The organism is Paenarthrobacter aurescens (assembly GCF_041549525.1).
In the GTDB taxonomy this organism is placed as follows: Bacteria; Actinomycetota; Actinomycetes; order Actinomycetales; family Micrococcaceae; genus Arthrobacter; species Arthrobacter aurescens.
This window is the reverse complement of record NZ_CP157456.1, coordinates 4,010,456-4,025,580: the sequence shown is the minus strand read 5'-3', so window position 1 is coordinate 4,025,580 and position 15,125 is coordinate 4,010,456. Positions and strand designations below refer to the sequence as shown.

Annotated in this window: 15 protein-coding genes and 1 riboswitch; of the genes, 7 read left to right on the top strand and 8 right to left on the bottom strand. The window is 63.6% G+C overall.

From position 1 onward, the window contains the following. Nucleotides 1-214: 214 nt before the first annotated feature. On the bottom strand, nt 215-1,696 hold the full coding sequence (locus tag ABI796_RS18660; RefSeq protein WP_141283819.1) for a hypothetical protein: 1,482 nt from the start codon (nt 1,694-1,696) through the stop codon (nt 215-217). Between the two features lie 2 nt (nt 1,697-1,698). Beyond that, nucleotides 1,699-1,845, bottom strand: a riboswitch (cyclic di-AMP (ydaO/yuaA leader). 129 nt (nt 1,846-1,974) lie between these two features. After that, entirely contained in the window at nt 1,975-2,208 is a 234-nt protein-coding gene (locus ABI796_RS18655) for a hypothetical protein (RefSeq protein WP_141283820.1), read from the bottom strand. Nucleotides 2,209-2,253: 45 nt separating this feature from the next. Here ABI796_RS18655 and ABI796_RS18650 point away from each other — a divergent pair, with 45 nt between their 5' ends. Continuing rightward, nucleotides 2,254-3,324, top strand: a complete 1,071-nt coding sequence (locus tag ABI796_RS18650) for an ATP-dependent DNA ligase (RefSeq protein WP_141283821.1) — start codon at nt 2,254-2,256, stop codon at nt 3,322-3,324. 61 nt (nt 3,325-3,385) lie between these two features. On the opposite strand, the gene ABI796_RS18645 is transcribed toward ABI796_RS18650, so the two are convergent. The 6 genes from ABI796_RS18645 to ptsP form a co-directional block, all read right to left on the bottom strand. After that, the gene (locus tag ABI796_RS18645; RefSeq protein WP_246095803.1) at nt 3,386-3,649 is read right to left on the bottom strand and encodes a DUF6480 family protein; all 264 of its coding nucleotides are present in this window, start codon (nt 3,647-3,649) and stop codon (nt 3,386-3,388) included. 114 nt (nt 3,650-3,763) lie between these two features. Further along, entirely contained in the window at nt 3,764-4,573 is an 810-nt protein-coding gene (locus ABI796_RS18640; RefSeq protein ID WP_246095804.1) for an alpha/beta fold hydrolase, read from the bottom strand. Then, a complete protein-coding gene (locus tag ABI796_RS18635) occupies nt 4,570-5,235 on the bottom strand; it encodes a maleylpyruvate isomerase family mycothiol-dependent enzyme (protein ID WP_141283823.1) in 666 nt (221 codons plus the stop codon). The genes ABI796_RS18640 and ABI796_RS18635 overlap by 4 nt, the downstream gene beginning before the upstream one ends. A 19-nt stretch (nt 5,236-5,254) precedes the next feature. Continuing rightward, on the bottom strand, nt 5,255-5,668 hold the full coding sequence (locus tag ABI796_RS18630) for a helix-turn-helix domain-containing protein (protein WP_141283824.1): 414 nt from the start codon (nt 5,666-5,668) through the stop codon (nt 5,255-5,257). Between the two features lie 115 nt (nt 5,669-5,783). Next, a complete protein-coding gene (locus ABI796_RS18625; RefSeq protein WP_141283825.1) occupies nt 5,784-6,062 on the bottom strand; it encodes an HPr family phosphocarrier protein in 279 nt (92 codons plus the stop codon). Nucleotides 6,063-6,093: 31 nt separating this feature from the next. After that, entirely contained in the window at nt 6,094-7,794 is a 1,701-nt protein-coding gene (ptsP, locus tag ABI796_RS18620) for a phosphoenolpyruvate--protein phosphotransferase (RefSeq protein WP_141283826.1), read from the bottom strand. Nucleotides 7,795-7,923: 129 nt separating this feature from the next. Between ptsP and ABI796_RS18615 the strand changes: the two genes are divergently transcribed. From ABI796_RS18615 to ABI796_RS18590, 6 genes are all read left to right on the top strand, one after another. Next, nucleotides 7,924-8,646: a TetR/AcrR family transcriptional regulator gene (locus ABI796_RS18615; RefSeq protein WP_014923084.1), complete on the top strand. Its 723-nt coding sequence runs from the start codon at nt 7,924-7,926 to the stop codon at nt 8,644-8,646. A gap of 66 nt (nt 8,647-8,712) precedes the next feature. Further along, the gene (locus tag ABI796_RS18610) at nt 8,713-10,770 is read left to right on the top strand and encodes a PTS mannitol transporter subunit IICBA (RefSeq protein WP_141283827.1); all 2,058 of its coding nucleotides are present in this window, start codon (nt 8,713-8,715) and stop codon (nt 10,768-10,770) included. Then, on the top strand, nt 10,770-11,918 hold the full coding sequence (locus ABI796_RS18605) for a mannitol-1-phosphate 5-dehydrogenase (protein ID WP_141283828.1): 1,149 nt from the start codon (nt 10,770-10,772) through the stop codon (nt 11,916-11,918). Before ABI796_RS18610 ends, ABI796_RS18605 begins: the two co-directional genes overlap by 1 nt. A 170-nt stretch (nt 11,919-12,088) precedes the next feature. Continuing rightward, the gene (locus ABI796_RS18600; RefSeq protein WP_141283829.1) at nt 12,089-13,039 is read left to right on the top strand and encodes a siderophore ABC transporter substrate-binding protein; all 951 of its coding nucleotides are present in this window, start codon (nt 12,089-12,091) and stop codon (nt 13,037-13,039) included. A gap of 26 nt (nt 13,040-13,065) precedes the next feature. Further along, entirely contained in the window at nt 13,066-14,073 is a 1,008-nt protein-coding gene (locus ABI796_RS18595) for an ABC transporter permease (protein WP_141283830.1), read from the top strand. Continuing rightward, nucleotides 14,066-15,118, top strand: coding sequence for an iron chelate uptake ABC transporter family permease subunit (locus ABI796_RS18590; protein ID WP_218028012.1), 1,053 nt, complete (start codon nt 14,066-14,068; stop codon nt 15,116-15,118). Before ABI796_RS18595 ends, ABI796_RS18590 begins: the two co-directional genes overlap by 8 nt. Nucleotides 15,119-15,125: the final 7 nt, after the last annotated feature.

Sequence of the window (15,125 nt, the reverse complement as noted above, 5' to 3'; positions counted from 1 at the left end):
AACAGGAGGCGGCCATCCGTCCGGGTGCCCGCCTCCTCAGTTGTCGCTGCCCCTGCCTGGGGTGCCCCTGCCTGGGATGCCCTGCCTGCTTAGGAGCGCCGCAAGCGCTGGCAGCTCCAACGTCCTATCCGCCGACGGAACATGGCACTCCGGCTGCTGCTGCAGTAGCGGCTATGCCACCCCGTGTGGGCGGAGGTCCGGGGCAGGCGCGTGCTCAACCGAGGACCTTCTGTGCGGCATCCAGGATGTCCTGAAACGCCGATCCGCTGGGCGCCGGAGCCGAGGCAGCCGTGGGCTTACCTGGCTTCGGCTTGGACGTTGGCGTCGCAGTACCCGTGGGGGTCGGGGTGGGCGACGGTGTTGGTGTGACCGTGGGAGTCGGGGTGGGTGTGACGGTGGGCGTCGGTGCGGGCGGAGTTGTGATGGTGTCCGACGGCACTTCGCTCGGAGCCGGCGCAGGCTGAGTGGGTGCCGGGCTGGTGTTGCCGGGAACTGCCGGGACCGCGGACGGCGCCGCTGATGGAACCCACACCGGGTCCGCGAGCGAAACCTGCGGGGTAGGAGCCGACGACGGCGACACCGCCCCGGGTGCCTCCGCAATGGTTGCGGGTTGGCCGGCTTCCGAGGACGCCGTTGCCCCTGATGTGGCAGAAGGAGTGGAGGCCAGAGGTGAGGAGGTCTTGGTGTAGGAAGCCTTGGGCCCTGGCATGGCCGAGCCCGAGGTTCGGCCGTCGCTTCCACTGGCTTCCTGCGCCGGGGTTTCCTGGCCAAAGAAGGGAAGGCCAAGCGCCGGCCCCAACGCACCCGCCGTCAGCACAAGGCCGAGGGCGCCAGCAACCACTGCCATGCGCTGGCTCATTTGTTTGACCGACGCAGCTTTCCGGAGGGCGGCCTGCGGTTCACGGCTGAACGAGGCCGCGGAGCCGAAGCTGGGCCTGCTGGTTTCGGCAGCCTGCTTCCGCACGTCCTTGCGGCTAGCCAACGACGCCGAGGCTGTGGCCGCCGCGGCAACCTGCGCGGGGGACTTGCCGCGCGGAGATTCAGTGCGGGTGGACTCAGTGTGCGGGGTCAGTTCCTCAGGGCCTGCAACAACGGGAATGGCTGCGGTTGCGGGTTCCGGTGCTGCTGGCTGCACTACGGGAATGGCCGCAGTGGCGGTTTCCTGGGTGCTGAACTCCGGCGAGCCCGGGTTCACCGCTGACGGCACAGTCTCCTCTGACGGCAAAGTCACCGCTGGAGGAACAATTTCCGCTGGAGGAACAATGGGGATGGCAGCGGTTGGCGGGCCCGGGGTAGTGGACGCCCGGGGTGCAGGGGGCGTTTCAACAACGCTGCCCGTGATGGTGGGTAGGGCTGTAGTGGCTGGTTCGTGCCTTTTCTGTGCCGCTTCAGAGGAGGATGCGTCAGGTGCGATCACTGCCTGGGCAGCACGCTCACGCTCGGCCGCGCGAAGTTGCGCCCGAGTAGGGGACGGCGCAGTAGGGGACGCCGCCATAGGGGACATGGCAGCGGTGGCGAGGTCCGGCGTCGTGCTTGTATTTACAGAGCCGGGGCTGTCCGGTGCCCGAAGCGGAGCGGCGGAGTCTGCCGGCGCGCCGGCAAGGGATCCGCTGGGTTGGGCCCGACGGCGTCCGGTTGGCTTGGTGCGCTCGCCTTCAGTGTGGGCGCGGCGCGGCTGATCCATGGTTGGGGACATGGTTGTTGCCTCTCAACGCCTTCGAGGTTAGCTGTCGGGTTCGGACGAGGCCGTCCGGCCGCCGTAGCGGCTTCACCCCGAGGACTTGGAATCCAAGCCCGGGAACTGTGGGTCCCCCGCCTCTGCCGCGGGTCTGGCGGATCCCGGATTGCGGCAGAGCTCGGCGTCAATCCGGAAGCGGCCCAGCGGAGATTCGGGTCGCCCTACGACGGTACATGAGCCGGAAAGTAAAGTCACATTAATGTAACGGGCGGTACGGCGGCCCAAGCGGCAGGGTTCTATGACTTAGGCTTCGGGGCCGGTGCGGGCGCAGGCAACTCCTGCTGAATCTTCTGGATCTGCACTGCCTGATGGGTCTCCGGCCGAAAGATCTCATCCACTACCCCCAGCATGCCCCCGGTAGCTCCCCGCCGAACGTTCCCTCGCTTGTTGTGCCGTGAAGACCAGTACCAGAGCGCCGCCAGCAAGGCCGGAACGCCCAACACTGCGGCCAACACGAGCAAGATATCCATGGCCTAACACTAGCTTCGGCGTGCAGTGGCAGGTAGACATTGTCTATGGACCTGCCCGTGATGCCACCCGTCTCGCCCATGCTCGCCAAATCCGTTCCGGCCATCCCTGATGTTGGGCACTACGAGCCCAAATGGGACGGGTTCCGGACCATCGTCTTCAAGGATGGCGACGAGATCATCCTTGGAAGCCGGAACGAGAAGCCGATGACCCGCTACTTTCCCGAAGTAGTGGCGGCCCTTAGGAAGAACCTGCCGGACAAGTGCGTGATCGACGGCGAGATCATCCTGATCGAGGGAAACCGGCTTGAGTTCGAGGTGCTCCAGCAGCGGATCCACCCCGCCGACAGCCGGGTGCGGATGCTCGCAGAGAAGACCCCTGCATCCATGGTTGCCTTCGACATCCTCGCCCTTGGCGATGAGAACCTCATGGACAAGCCGTTCTCCGAGCGAAGGAACATCCTGGAACGCGCGCTCGCCAAAGCGGAGCCGCCGGTCTACGTAACTCCGGCGGTAACCGACTTGGAGCGGGCGCAGGAGTGGTTTGTGCAGTTGGAGGGTGCCGGCCTGGACGGAGTGCTGTCCAAGCCGCTGGATGGGGCCTATCAGCCCAACAAGCGCGTCATGTTCAAGACCAAACACGAGCGAACGGCAGATTGCGTGGTGGCGGGATTCCGCTGGCACAAGACCGCGAAGGTTGTGGGCTCCATGCTGCTGGGCCTCCATGACGACACTGGCCTGCTGCATCACGTGGGGGTGGTGGCCTCGTTCCCCATGGCCAAGCGCGAGGCCTTGGTGGCGGAACTGGAGCCCTACCGGATTGAACTCAGCGAGCACCCTTGGGGTGAGTGGGCCAAGCAGGACGAAGCCGCGGGAGGTTCACGGATGCCCGGCGCCCAAAGCCGGTGGAGTGCAGGCAAAGACTTCTCGTTTGTGCCGCTGCGCCCCGAACTGGTGATCGAAGTGGCGTACGACTACATGGAGGGCGACAGGTTCCGGCACACCACGCAGTTCCGCAGGTGGCGGCCGGACAGGACCCCTGAGAGCTGCACGTACTCCCAGCTGGAAGAGCCTGTTGCGTACGATCTCGGGGAGATCCTGAAGCTGTCCGCTACCTAGGGCGTTGCCAGACCGCTGTTACGTTGTTGGCCGGCAACGTAACAGCGGGTTGGCAACGTAGTTACTCTTCGTGGCCTTGGTCGCTGCTCATGCTGCCTTCGGCGGGTGGGGTTTCTCCTGGCGGAACTCCGCCGCCGGGCTCCAACCCTGTGACGTTGCCGTCCAGCGGGTCCGGGTTTGCCGAGGCTGCCGGATCTTCGTCCTCATCCTGGCGCATGTCCGGGTCCTCGTGGATGCTGTCCGCATCGGACGTCGTGTCGTAGGGGCCGGTAGCTCCTGTAGCGCCGAAGCCCTGGGTCTCTTCATTCGAGTTTGTGTCAGTCACGATCAACCCTTTCGTAAGCAAACTTACTAATGCGCTTGCTCCGTCAGCCTAGCCGGGAGCAGCCCCACCGGACAAGCGGCACCCACGCCAGGCGCCGACGTCGTGCCTTTGTGTCTAACGGTGCGCAGTGGTGGCGGTGACGAAGCTCCGGATCGCATCCGCAACGGCTTGGGGACGCATATGTTGCGCCACATGCCCCACGCCGGGAATCTCCGCCAAGCGCCCCTGCGCCACTGCCCTGGACAAACGCAGCGACCATTCCGGGCCCGCAACATGATCCCGGCTCCCGCGCAGAACCAGAACCGGCACGCCCACGCCCGCCAGCCGCTCCTCCGTGCGGTACGCCATCATCACGGGAAGCTCGGCGAGGTACCAGCGGGGCCCACACCGGAAGTAGTCCGAGATGACAATCCAGTTGGAGGAAGGGCTCTCACGGAGCAACCCATCAAGGAAGAGCGCCACGGACTGCCGGCGAACGTTCTTGTGCCGCGAGTCCACCACAGGCCCCATCAGCACCAGCTGCCGGATCTGCTCCGGGGCATGCAGCGCCGCTTCGATGGCAAACTGCGCCCCCATGGAATGACCCACCAACACGTAGGAATCTATCCCGCAGGACTTCAGGGCTGCAGCAATGAAAGCCCCGTACTCCTCCACGGAGAGCTGATGGCCGGGCTTCGGCGTCCCTCCAAACCCGGGCAGGTCCAGCGAATAAGTGGGGGAGTTAGCAGCCAGGACACCGTGTAACCGCTTCAGGTACCGGTGTGAGACGCCGATTCCGTGGATCAGGATATACGCGGGCTCGGACAGGGGTTCGGTGCCCGGTTCCGGCGCAGGCGTGCCCTCCGCCCAAAGGATCCGTCCGGTCAGACCCAAAACCTCCACGTCGGCAGAGTGCAAACCCTTGGTTGTGCTTGGTATCTTCACTGGATTCCCAAACGCTGCAGGAACACCGGAGCGCCAGGTCCGCTCACTTCATCGTGTCTGATCGGCCGCCCGGACACCGCCAGCAGCAACGCAATGGCGGGGCCCTCAACGGCCGGACCCGAGCCGTGATGGAAATGCGTATCAGTGGCCACCAAGCTCCAGCCGTCAGCTATTTCCTTGCCGCCACCCATTTTCCTGCTAGTCCTCACTTGATAGCCCAAGGCAGTGGCCACATGGTCAGCGGGGTAGTCGCGGCGGATGCCCAGTGGGCGGCGGATGTCCTCCCCATGAACGAACGCCTCAACCAGACGGGTGGCCAGCCCGGCGGGCGGTCCGGACGTCCGCGAAAGCACAGCACGCAGGCTGTTCAACGTCCGGGCGGGCTCTTCGGTCTTTTCCAAACCCACACCCACGGCGTTATCCCGGTCAAAGTCCAGCCGGGAGGCGATCATGCGGCGAATGAAGTTCAGCCGGGTGGTTTTGGCGCTATCGATCACATGGGCCAGGACGTCATGGACATCCCATCCGGCGCACAACGATTGCGTCTTCCACTGCGCTGCCGGCAACGGTTCCAGATCCTGCAGCAGGGCACGGCGTTCATGGTGCACCACGGGCCAAACGATCGATGGGGAGCTTGTTGCCATACCGCTATTGAACAGCATGCTTGGATGTGTAGCCCGGCTACGGCGTCGCGTCGTCCTCATTCGAGGCGCTGTCCGCTTCCTCTGCCTGCTTCTTCTGCGTTTCCAGCCACGCCATGATGGAAGCCTGCCGGATCCGCCGATGCGTCCCGCGGTACTCCACGGGAATCTCCCCGCGATCGGTCATGTTGCGCAGATACGTGTGGGAGATGCCCGCCAGCTCCGCGGCCTGCGATGTTGTGAGCATTTCCTCCACGCTGCTGACCGTCACCGTTTCGCCTCGGCTCAGTCTCGCCAAGAGGTCGACGACGGCGTCCCTCGCCTCATCCGGCAGGCGGTGGACCGTGCCATCGACGAACACCGTGATGTCGTTGCTGTCCTGGAGGGAGCGTGCCAGATTCCGGGCGTCGTCAACGGGCAGGCCGGCCGTCACGCGGGGAGCTATCAATGCCATGGCAGAAGCCTAGCCTGAGCCCAGTGTGCCGCCCATTTCGACGCTTCGCTGCGGTTTAGACGACTCCTGCCGTCTTATGCGCAGCAAGCCATCGAAATGGGCGGCGGCGCTGGAACTATTCCGCGTCCAGGTCCGTCTCCAGCAGCTTCACCAGTGCGTCCAGCGCAGCGTCGGCACCCTCGCCCTCGGCCCGCAGCACAACAACGTCGCCCTTAGCAGCCCCGAGGGTCATGAGCGAAAGGATGCTGGCGGCGTCGAGAGCGTCATCGGCGGGGTCGCCTTGCATGGCAATGGTGACCTCCACCGGCTGCTCACCGGCGGCTTCGGCAAACAATGCTGCGGGGCGGGCATGCAGGCCGGAGCGGCTGGCGATGGTGGCTGTGCGTTCGGGCATGGATTTCTCCTTCGATGGAAACAAACAGAAGTTACAGGCCGAGTTCTTCGAGCACGGGAAGCTTGGCGCGCACCCAGTCCCGGGCCTCAAGGGCCGTGGGAGCGGAAAGAGCCAGGGTGGCCAGTTCCTGCGCCTGCTCCAGAGTCACCGTTTTGAGCACGGTCCCCACGGCGGCCAAGGAGCGCGCGGTCATGGACAGCGTGGTGACACCCAGCCCGGTCAGTACGACGGCGAGGGCAGGGTCCGCGGCTGCCTCACCGCAGACGCCCACGGGCTTGGGGTCGCCTTCGCGGCCGGAGCTTTCCTGCACCGCACCTTCAACGGTGAGCTGGACGAGACGGAGCACGGCCGGTTGCCAGGGAGTGTTGAGTTCGGCGAGGGGACCCAATTGGCGGTCCGCGGCCATGGCGTACTGGGTGAGGTCGTTGGTGCCGAGGGAGGCGAACCCCACTTCGCGCAACACGGTGGCTGCGGTCAAAGCGGCAGAAGGTACCTCCACCATCACGCCGGGTGTCTGGATTCCGGCGGCAGCGCAGAGCGAGGCGAAACGTCCGGCTTCGGCGGCCGTGGAAATCATGGGCGCCATGACCCAGACGTCGGCCTCGGATTCCGAGGCTGCCCGCGCGATGGCTTCGAGCTGGCGCTCCAACACGCCGGGGGTGGTGAAGTCGGTCCGGTAGCCGCGAACACCCAGCGCAGGGTTGGGTTCGGTGGCATCGGTGAGGAAGGGCAGGGGTTTGTCGGCGCCGGCGTCCAGGGTGCGCAGCACAACTTTCTTGCCCGGGAACGCATCGAAAACGGCTTTGTAGGCCGCCGCTTGCTCGTCCACCGAGGGCTCGGTGTCCCGTTCCAGGAAGCAGAACTCGGTGCGGAACAGGCCAACACCCTGGGCGCCCAGTGCGGCAGCTGCCACGGCGTCCTTGGCTCCGCCCACATTGGCCAGCAGCGGCACCAGGTGGCCGTCCGCCGTCGTGCCGTTTCCGTCGAATTCAGCCAGTGTGGCGGACGTTTCGGCCCAGGCTGTGGCAGCGGCGCGCTGCTCCTCAGAGGGGGAAACGGCTACGAAGCCGGCGGCGCCGTCTACGTACACTTCGGTTCCGTCCGCCACTGTGTCAACGCCGTGCGCGGCAACTACTGCAGGCAGGCCGAGTGAGCGGGCGATGATTGCGGTGTGGGACTGCGGCCCGCCGCCGGAGGTGACCAGTGCAAGGACCGTGGCGGGATTCAGCGTGGCAGTGTCCGCCGGCGCGAGGTCCTCCGCCACCAGGATGAACGGCGTGTCCGAGGCAGGAATGCCCGGCGCGGGAACGCCACGGAGTTCGGCCACAATGCGGGCGCGTACGTCCAGGACGTCCGTGGCGCGCTCGGCCATGTAGCCGCCCAGGTTGTGCAGCATTTCGGAGACGGATGCGCCGGCTTCCCAGATGGCCCGTTCCGGCGAGGATCCGGCGTTGATGAGCTTGCCCGCAGATTTCAGGAGCATGGTGTCCTTGGCCATGAGCGCCGTGGCCTCGAGGACGGCTTTGCCGTCACCCGAAGCGCTGTCTGCGCGTCCTTTGAGCTCGTCATGGACCGCTTGGGCAGCCGCTTTCAAGCGTACGACGGCGTCTTCCGGACTGACGTCCGCGGCCAGTCTTTCTCCCGACGGCGGTTCACTCACCGGCTTGGGCATCTGGCGGACAGAACCAATGATGCGGCCAGGGCTAACCCCTACTCCTTGGAAATTCTGCACTGAATCCTCTGTTCCTGCTTGTTGGTTCAGGCCCGCCGGCGACGGCACCGGGAGCCTCGAAAACTAGCCTACAAAATTCCTTTGTGAGCCACTTCATATAGCAACGCTATAGGTGCTAGGGTAGCGGTTATGAGTTTCGATGACCAGCTTCCGCCCAAAATTCGGTTGCTTCGCGCAGCTGCCGAGTTGCTGGCGAATTCGGAGGGGTCAGCGGTCTCAACGCGCCAGATCACCAAGCTTGCCGGGGTCACGGCGCCAACGCTCTACCACCACTTTGGCGACAAAGAAGGCCTGTTCGACGCCGTCGTATCAGCCGGATTTGAAGAGTACGTGGCGGGGGAGCGGGATTTTGCACCGTCCGGGGAACCCTTGGAAGATGTCCGGCGGATGTGGGACAACCACGTCCAGTTCGGGCTGAGCCAACCCCATTTGTATCTGGTGATGTTCGGCAATATCAGGCCGGAAAGCCGCCCGGCAATCGTGGCCGATGCTGAGGCGCTTTTGGAAGAAATGCTGAACAAGGCCGCTATCTCCGGTCAGATCAACGTGCCGCCCCGCGAGGCGGCCCGGAGCATTCTGGCCGCCAACGTGGGCGTCACGCTCATGCTGATCGCTGAACCGGTGGAAGAAAGGAATCTCGAGCTCTCAACGATGACCCGGGATTCCATGATTTTTGCTGTCTCCACGGACACCGCCCGTGGCGCCGCAGCGGATGACTCCGGTAAGTCGTCCGTGGTTGTTGCGGCAATCGCCCTGAATGCGGCACTGCAGGCCTCCCATTCAGACCAACTTTCCAGCTCTGAATTGAAGCTGTTCCTTGAGTGGCTTCACCGCATTTCCAGCAGCTCCTAAGGCTGTTCTCTCTCGATCTATATCGACTGACCCCGCGCCGCAGCGGGACACACGTTAGGAATTCACATGGCAACAGAGACCGTTGCGAAGCCCCGCACCAGCGCCCGCGTTGGTGTCCAAAAGTTCGGGACATTCCTGTCCGGCATGATCATGCCCAACATCGGCGCCTTCATCGCCTGGGGCCTTATTACTGCCCTTTTCATCGAGAAGGGCTGGATTCCAGTCGCTGAACTGGGCGGTTTTGGTACCGACTCCGAGGGCAAGCCAAATGTGGGCATCGTGGGCCCCATGGTCACGTACCTGCTTCCAATCCTGATCGCTTACACAGGCGGCCGGATGGTCTATGACGTCAGGGGCGGTGTTGTAGGCGCCATTGCCACCATGGGTGTGATCGCGGGTACAGACTCTCCCATGTTCATCGGCGCCATGATCATGGGTCCGCTGGGTGCCTGGACCATGAAGCAGATTGATCGCCTCTGGGACGGCAAGATCCGCCCGGGCTTTGAGATGCTGGTCAACAACTTCTCCGCAGGTATTTGGGGAGCGGCGTTGGCGCTGGGCGGCTTCTATGGGCTTTCCTACCTTGTTAAGTGGTTCACTGATCGCGCCGGCGAGGTTGTGGAGTTCCTGGTCAACAACGGTTTGTTGCCGCTGACCAGCATTTTCATTGAGCCCGCCAAGGTGCTCTTCCTCAACAACGCCATCAACCACGGCGTGCTCACCCCGCTGGGTATTCAGCAGTCGCTGGAGCAGGGCAAGTCCATCCTGTTCCTGCTGGAAGCCAACCCCGGCCCGGGCCTGGGCATCCTGCTGGCTTACATGTTCTTTGGCCGCGGTGCCGCGAAGGCTTCGGCTCCCGGCGCAGCGATCATCCACTTCCTCGGCGGCATCCACGAGATCTACTTCCCGTATGTCCTGATGAAGCCCATCCTCATCCTCGCTGCAATCGGCGGCGGCATGACCGGTATCGCCACCCTGGCCATCACCAACTCCGGGTTGGTTGCTCCGGCAGCTCCGGGGTCCATCATTGCCGTGCTGGCGCAGACCTCGCGTGACAGTTACGTTGGCGTGATTCTGGCAGTGGTCCTGGCCACGGCCGTGTCCTTCCTCATCGCCGCAATCATCCTGCGCACGTCCAAGAACAAGGGCGAGGACGATCTCTCTGCAGCGACGTCCCGCATGGAAGCCATGAAGGGCAAGAAGAGCTCCGTCTCCTCCGCGCTGACAGGTGACGCCGCAGCCAGCCGCGGCGAAGGAACCGTGCTGACCCGCCCGGTCCGGAACATCGTGTTCGCTTGCGACGCCGGCATGGGTTCCAGCGCCATGGGCGCCTCGGTCCTGCGCAACAAGATCAAGGCTGCCGGTTTCCCGGACGTCAAGGTCACCAACTCGGCCATCGCCAACCTCAACGACAACTATGACGTTGTGGTCACTCACCAGGACCTGACCGAACGCGCCCAGCCGAGGACGGCCAGCGCCGTTCACTACTCGGTGGACAACTTCATGAACAGCCCCAAGTACGACGAAATTGTTGACTTGGTCCGCAGCAGCAACACCGAAGGCGCGGCTTCAGGCACGACGACGGAACCCACCGCCGGTGCACAGCCCGCCGCCGCTGCCTCAGCAGCCGCCACCCACGGTGCGCATGCAGCCGAGCCGGCCAACGCCGTCGACGGTGATGCCAGCCAGGGCAAGGGCGTCCTGCTGCGCGAAAGCGTGATCCTGAACGGCACATCCCGTGACCGTGACGCAGCGATCGACGAAGCTGGAAAGCTCCTGCTGGACCGAGGCGCAGTTGATGTCAGCTACGTCCATGCAATGCACGAGCGCGAGGAATCGGTGTCCACGTACATGGGCAGCTTCCTGGCGATCCCGCACGGCACCAACGATGCCAAGGAACACATCAACCACTCGGCCGTGTCCATCATCCGCTACCCGGAGGGCATTGACTGGGGCGGCAAGCAAGTGAAGTTCGTGGTGGGCGTGGCCGGCCTCAACAATGAACACCTCCACATCCTGTCCTCCATTGCGAAGATCTTCACCAACAAGGCCCAGGTGGCCCAGTTGGAGGAAGCAACCACGGTTGATGAAGTGCTGGAGCTGTTCGGAAAGGTCAACGCATAGTGAAGGCAGTCCATTTTGGGGCAGGCAACATAGGGCGCGGCTTCGTGGGGCTGCTGCTTCACGAGGCCGGCTATGAGGTGGTGTTCGCTGATGTGGCGGACGCGCTGATCAGCCAGCTCGCGTCGGCCGGCAGTTACGAGGTTCATGAGGTAGGCGAAAACCCGGCGGTCAAGACCGTCACCGGCTTCCGGGCTTTCAATTCCGCCTCGCAGGAAGCCGCGGTTGTGGAGGAAATCTCGACGGCGGATGTGGTCACCACTGCTGTGGGGCCGCACATCCTGAAGTTCGTGGCGCCGGTGATTGCCCGCGGCTTGGCCGCCCGTCCCGCGGATCTGCCACCCCTTCAGGTCATGGCTTGCGAGAACGCAATCAATGCCACGGACCTCCTGCACACGGAGATCCTGGCAGCGTGGGACGACTCCGCCGGCGACCTCGACGCCGTCGCAGTTTTCGCCAACACCGCCGTGGACCGTATTGTCCCCAACCAGGCGCCTGGCCAAGGCCTGGACGTGACGGTGGAGACCTTCTACGAGTGGGTCATTGACCGTACGCCCTTTGCCGGCAACGCGCCGGTGATCCCGGGTGCCACGTTCGTGGACGAGTTGGGGCCGTACATCGAGCGCAAGCTGTTCACAGTGAACACCGGCCATGCTTCGGCAGCGTACTTCGGTTACCAGGCCGGGCTGGAGAAGATCTCCGATGCCATGGCGGACCCCTCTGTTGCTGCGAAAGTCCGGGCAGTCCTGGAGGAGACCAAGGAACTGCTGGTGGCCAAGCATGGGTTTGTGGAGGCAGAGCAGGAGGCCTATGTGCAGAAAATCCTGTCCCGCTTCACCAACCCGCACTTGCCGGACACGGTGAACCGCGTGGGTAGGGCGCCTTTGCGGAAGCTCAGCCGACATGAACGTTTTGTTGGTCCCGCTGCCGAGTTGGCCGAGCGCGGGGTAACCCCCGTGGCTCTCCTTGAAGCGATGTCCGCAGCGTTGCGTTTCGACGACGGTAACGACGACGAAGCTGTGGAGCTCGCCAAGTTGCTGTCCGAACTGGACGCGGCTGCCGCCGTCGAGCGCATTACGGAACTGACGGCGTCGCACCCGCTGTTCCCGGCGGTCCAGAAGCTCGTGGAGGACCGCCAGGCGGAGTCCTGATCCGACGATCGAAAGTAACAAAGGCTCTCCAGCGGGAGAAAAACAGGTGACTTCGGTCACTTTTACCCGCTGGAGGGCCTTTCGGTTTTGAAGTAAGCCTCACCTTACTAATAGAGTCAAAAAGCAATTAGGCAACACAACTGTGACTTATTAGTGAGTGGAGTACCGGCGTGAAAAAGAGGCTGTCGAGCTACATCGGGGCACTGGCTGCAGGCGCAGCCTTGCTGACCGTTACGGCATGTGGAGGCGGGGCAACGGCGTCCTCGCAGCCCGAGGAAGCCAGCACCATCACCATCGAGCACGCCCAGGGTTCCACGGCCAACGTTCCCGTGAACCCGGCGAAGGTTGTCACCTTCGATCTTGGCGTTCTGGACACCATGAACGCGCTCGGCGTGGAGCCCACCGGTGTCCCCGAGGCCAGCTACCCGGAAGCGCTGAAGAAGTTCTCCGAGGCCAAGTACGCCAAGGTTGGTTCACTCAAGGAACCCGACTTTGAAGCCGTCAGCTCCGCAGCCCCGGACCTCATCATCGTTTCCGGCCGCACCGCTGGGGCCTATGAGGAACTGAGCAAGATCGCCCCCACCATCGATCTCTCCGTGGACGCCGCAAAGCCCATGGAAAGCTTCAAGGCCCAGACGGAGAAGCTCGGCAAGATCTTCAAGAAGGAAGACGAAGTCGCCTCCAAGCTCGCGGAGGTGGACAAGACGGTTGACGACACCAAGGCCAAGGCTGCTACGGCCGGAAAGGGCTTGATCGTCCTCACCTCCGGCGGCGAAGTCACCGCTTACGGCGCAGGCTCACGCTTTGGCATCATCCACGACGTCCTGGGCGTCCCCACTGCCGCTGACGTCAAGAGCGAGGGCTCCCACGGCGAGGCTGTTTCCTTCGAATACATCAAGGAAACCAACCCGGACATCCTCTACGTCATCAACCGCGACACCGCGATCGGCACCGCAGGCTCCACTGCCAACCCGATTCTGGACAACGAGCTCGTGAAGTCCACCAATGCTGCCAAGAACAACAAGATCGTCAACCTCGATCCCGCCGGCTGGTACATCGTGGGCTATGGCCTGAACAACGTCCAGGCCATGGTCACGGCAGTGGCCGGGTCCGTCGCCTGATCTTCTGCACCACCTGAAAACCTGACGTGACAACTACAGCCGTGCGTCCCACGGCCGCAGCAAGCCGCAACCGGACTGGCGGGACCGCCCGTTTGGTTGCGGCTGCTGCCGTTGTGCTGGTGATCGCCGTGGGCAGCATCTTCGTGGGCGTCAGCGATGTTTCGCTGCCCGCCTTGTTGGCGAACGACGCCGGTGCCTGGGAAATCTTTTGGGTCTCCCGGGTGCCGCGCACCTTGGCTGTGGTCCTGGCCGGGATGGCGGTTGCGGTTGCCGGATTGATTATGCAACTCATGGCCCGGAACCGCTTCGTTGAGCCGTCCACAGTGGGCACCGTGGAGTCGGCCACACTAGGCATCCTGGTAGTCACCGTGATGGCTCCGGACTCTCCCATTCTCACCAAGATGCTGGTGGCTTCGGTGTTTGCCATCCTGGGCACCGCGCTCTTCCTGGCGATCCTTCGCAGGCTTCCGGCCCGCAACACCCTGCTCATTCCCTTGGTGGGCATCATGCTGGGCGGCGTCATTGCAGCCGTCACTACCTTCTTTGCCTACCGGTTCGACCTCCTCCAAACCCTCAGCAACTGGATGATCGGAGACTTCTCCGGCGTTCTCCGCGGCCGGTATGAACTGCTGTGGATCGTGGCTGTCCTGGTGTTGGTGGGCCTTTTGGCTGCCGACCGCTTCACGGTGGCCGGGATGGGGCAGGACTTCACCACCAACCTGGGCCTGAATTACGCCCGTACCATGCGGCTGGGGCTGATGATCGTCTCGCTGATCTCGGCTGTGGTAGTCACCACGGTGGGTGCAGTCCCGTTCCTCGGCTTGGTGGTTCCCAACATCGTTTCCCTGATCTTTGGCGACAACCTCCGCCGTGCGGTGCCCTGGACCGCGCTCTTCGGGGCAGCGTTTGTGCTGGTCTGCGACATCATCGGCCGGACCATCCGCTTCCCCTATGAAGTGCCGGTAGGGATGGTCATGTCCGTCCTGGGGGCAATCCTGTTCCTCTTCCTGCTCTTGAGGAAACGCAATGCCTGAAACGTTCGTGGCTCCCTCATCCCTGGAGCCGGGTCCTCCCGTTTCCAAGCGCACACGCTGGTTCGCCCCGGCACGCTGGCGCGGGAAAATCCGCAGCACCCCACCGGGACTGGTCATCGGCATCCTGGCGATTGCCGCCGTCGTGCTTGTTGCCGTTTTCCTGACGATCGATCTTAGAGGCAACATCGCCTACGTGCTGCCGCGGAGGGCCATCAAGGTCTCTGCCATGCTGCTGGTAGCCGTGGCGGTGGGCGTTTCCACGCTGTTGTTCCAGACCGTGACGGCCAACCGGATCCTGACGCCGTCCATCATGGGGTTCGATTCGCTGTACATCCTGGTGCAAACCGCACTGGCGTTCGTGGCAGGCGCAGCCACACTGGCCACCGCTCCATCAACGCTCAAGTTCGGGCTGGAAATCCTGCTGATGGTGGGATTCAGCGTATTCCTGTACCGCTGGATGTTCACCGGGGCCACGCGATCGCTGCACCTGCTGTTGCTCGTGGGTATTGTTCTGGGAACCTTGTTCCGCGGCTTTTCCTCGCTCCTGCAGCGGCTCATGGAACCCAGCGAATTCATCATCCTCCAGGATCTGTTCTTCGCCAGCTTCAACAACGTGGACCCGGGACTGCTGGCTGTTTCCGCCGCGCTGATCGCCCTGGTGTGCATCGGCGTGTGGCGCATGCGGCATACCTTGGATGTCCTGGCGCTGGGCCGCGAAGTGGCCATCAACGTGGGGGTGGACCACAAGCGCGTGGTGATGCGGGTGCTTCTCGCGTGCTCGCTGCTGGTGGCTGTTTCCACGGCATTGGTGGGCCCGGTGACGTTCTTCGGGCTCCTGGTGGTCAGCCTCGGTTATCAGCTCTGCCGTGGTTTCCGGCACGCCTGGCTGCTGCCGATAGTGGTCCTGATCGGTGCCATTGCGCTGGTAGGTGGCCAGCTGCTGTTGGAGCGCGTGTTCGGGTTTGCCACTGCCCTGAGCGTGATCATTGAGTTCACCGGCGGCATTCTTTTCCTTTACCTGTTGTTGAAAGGTTCCTTGAAATGACCTCTGA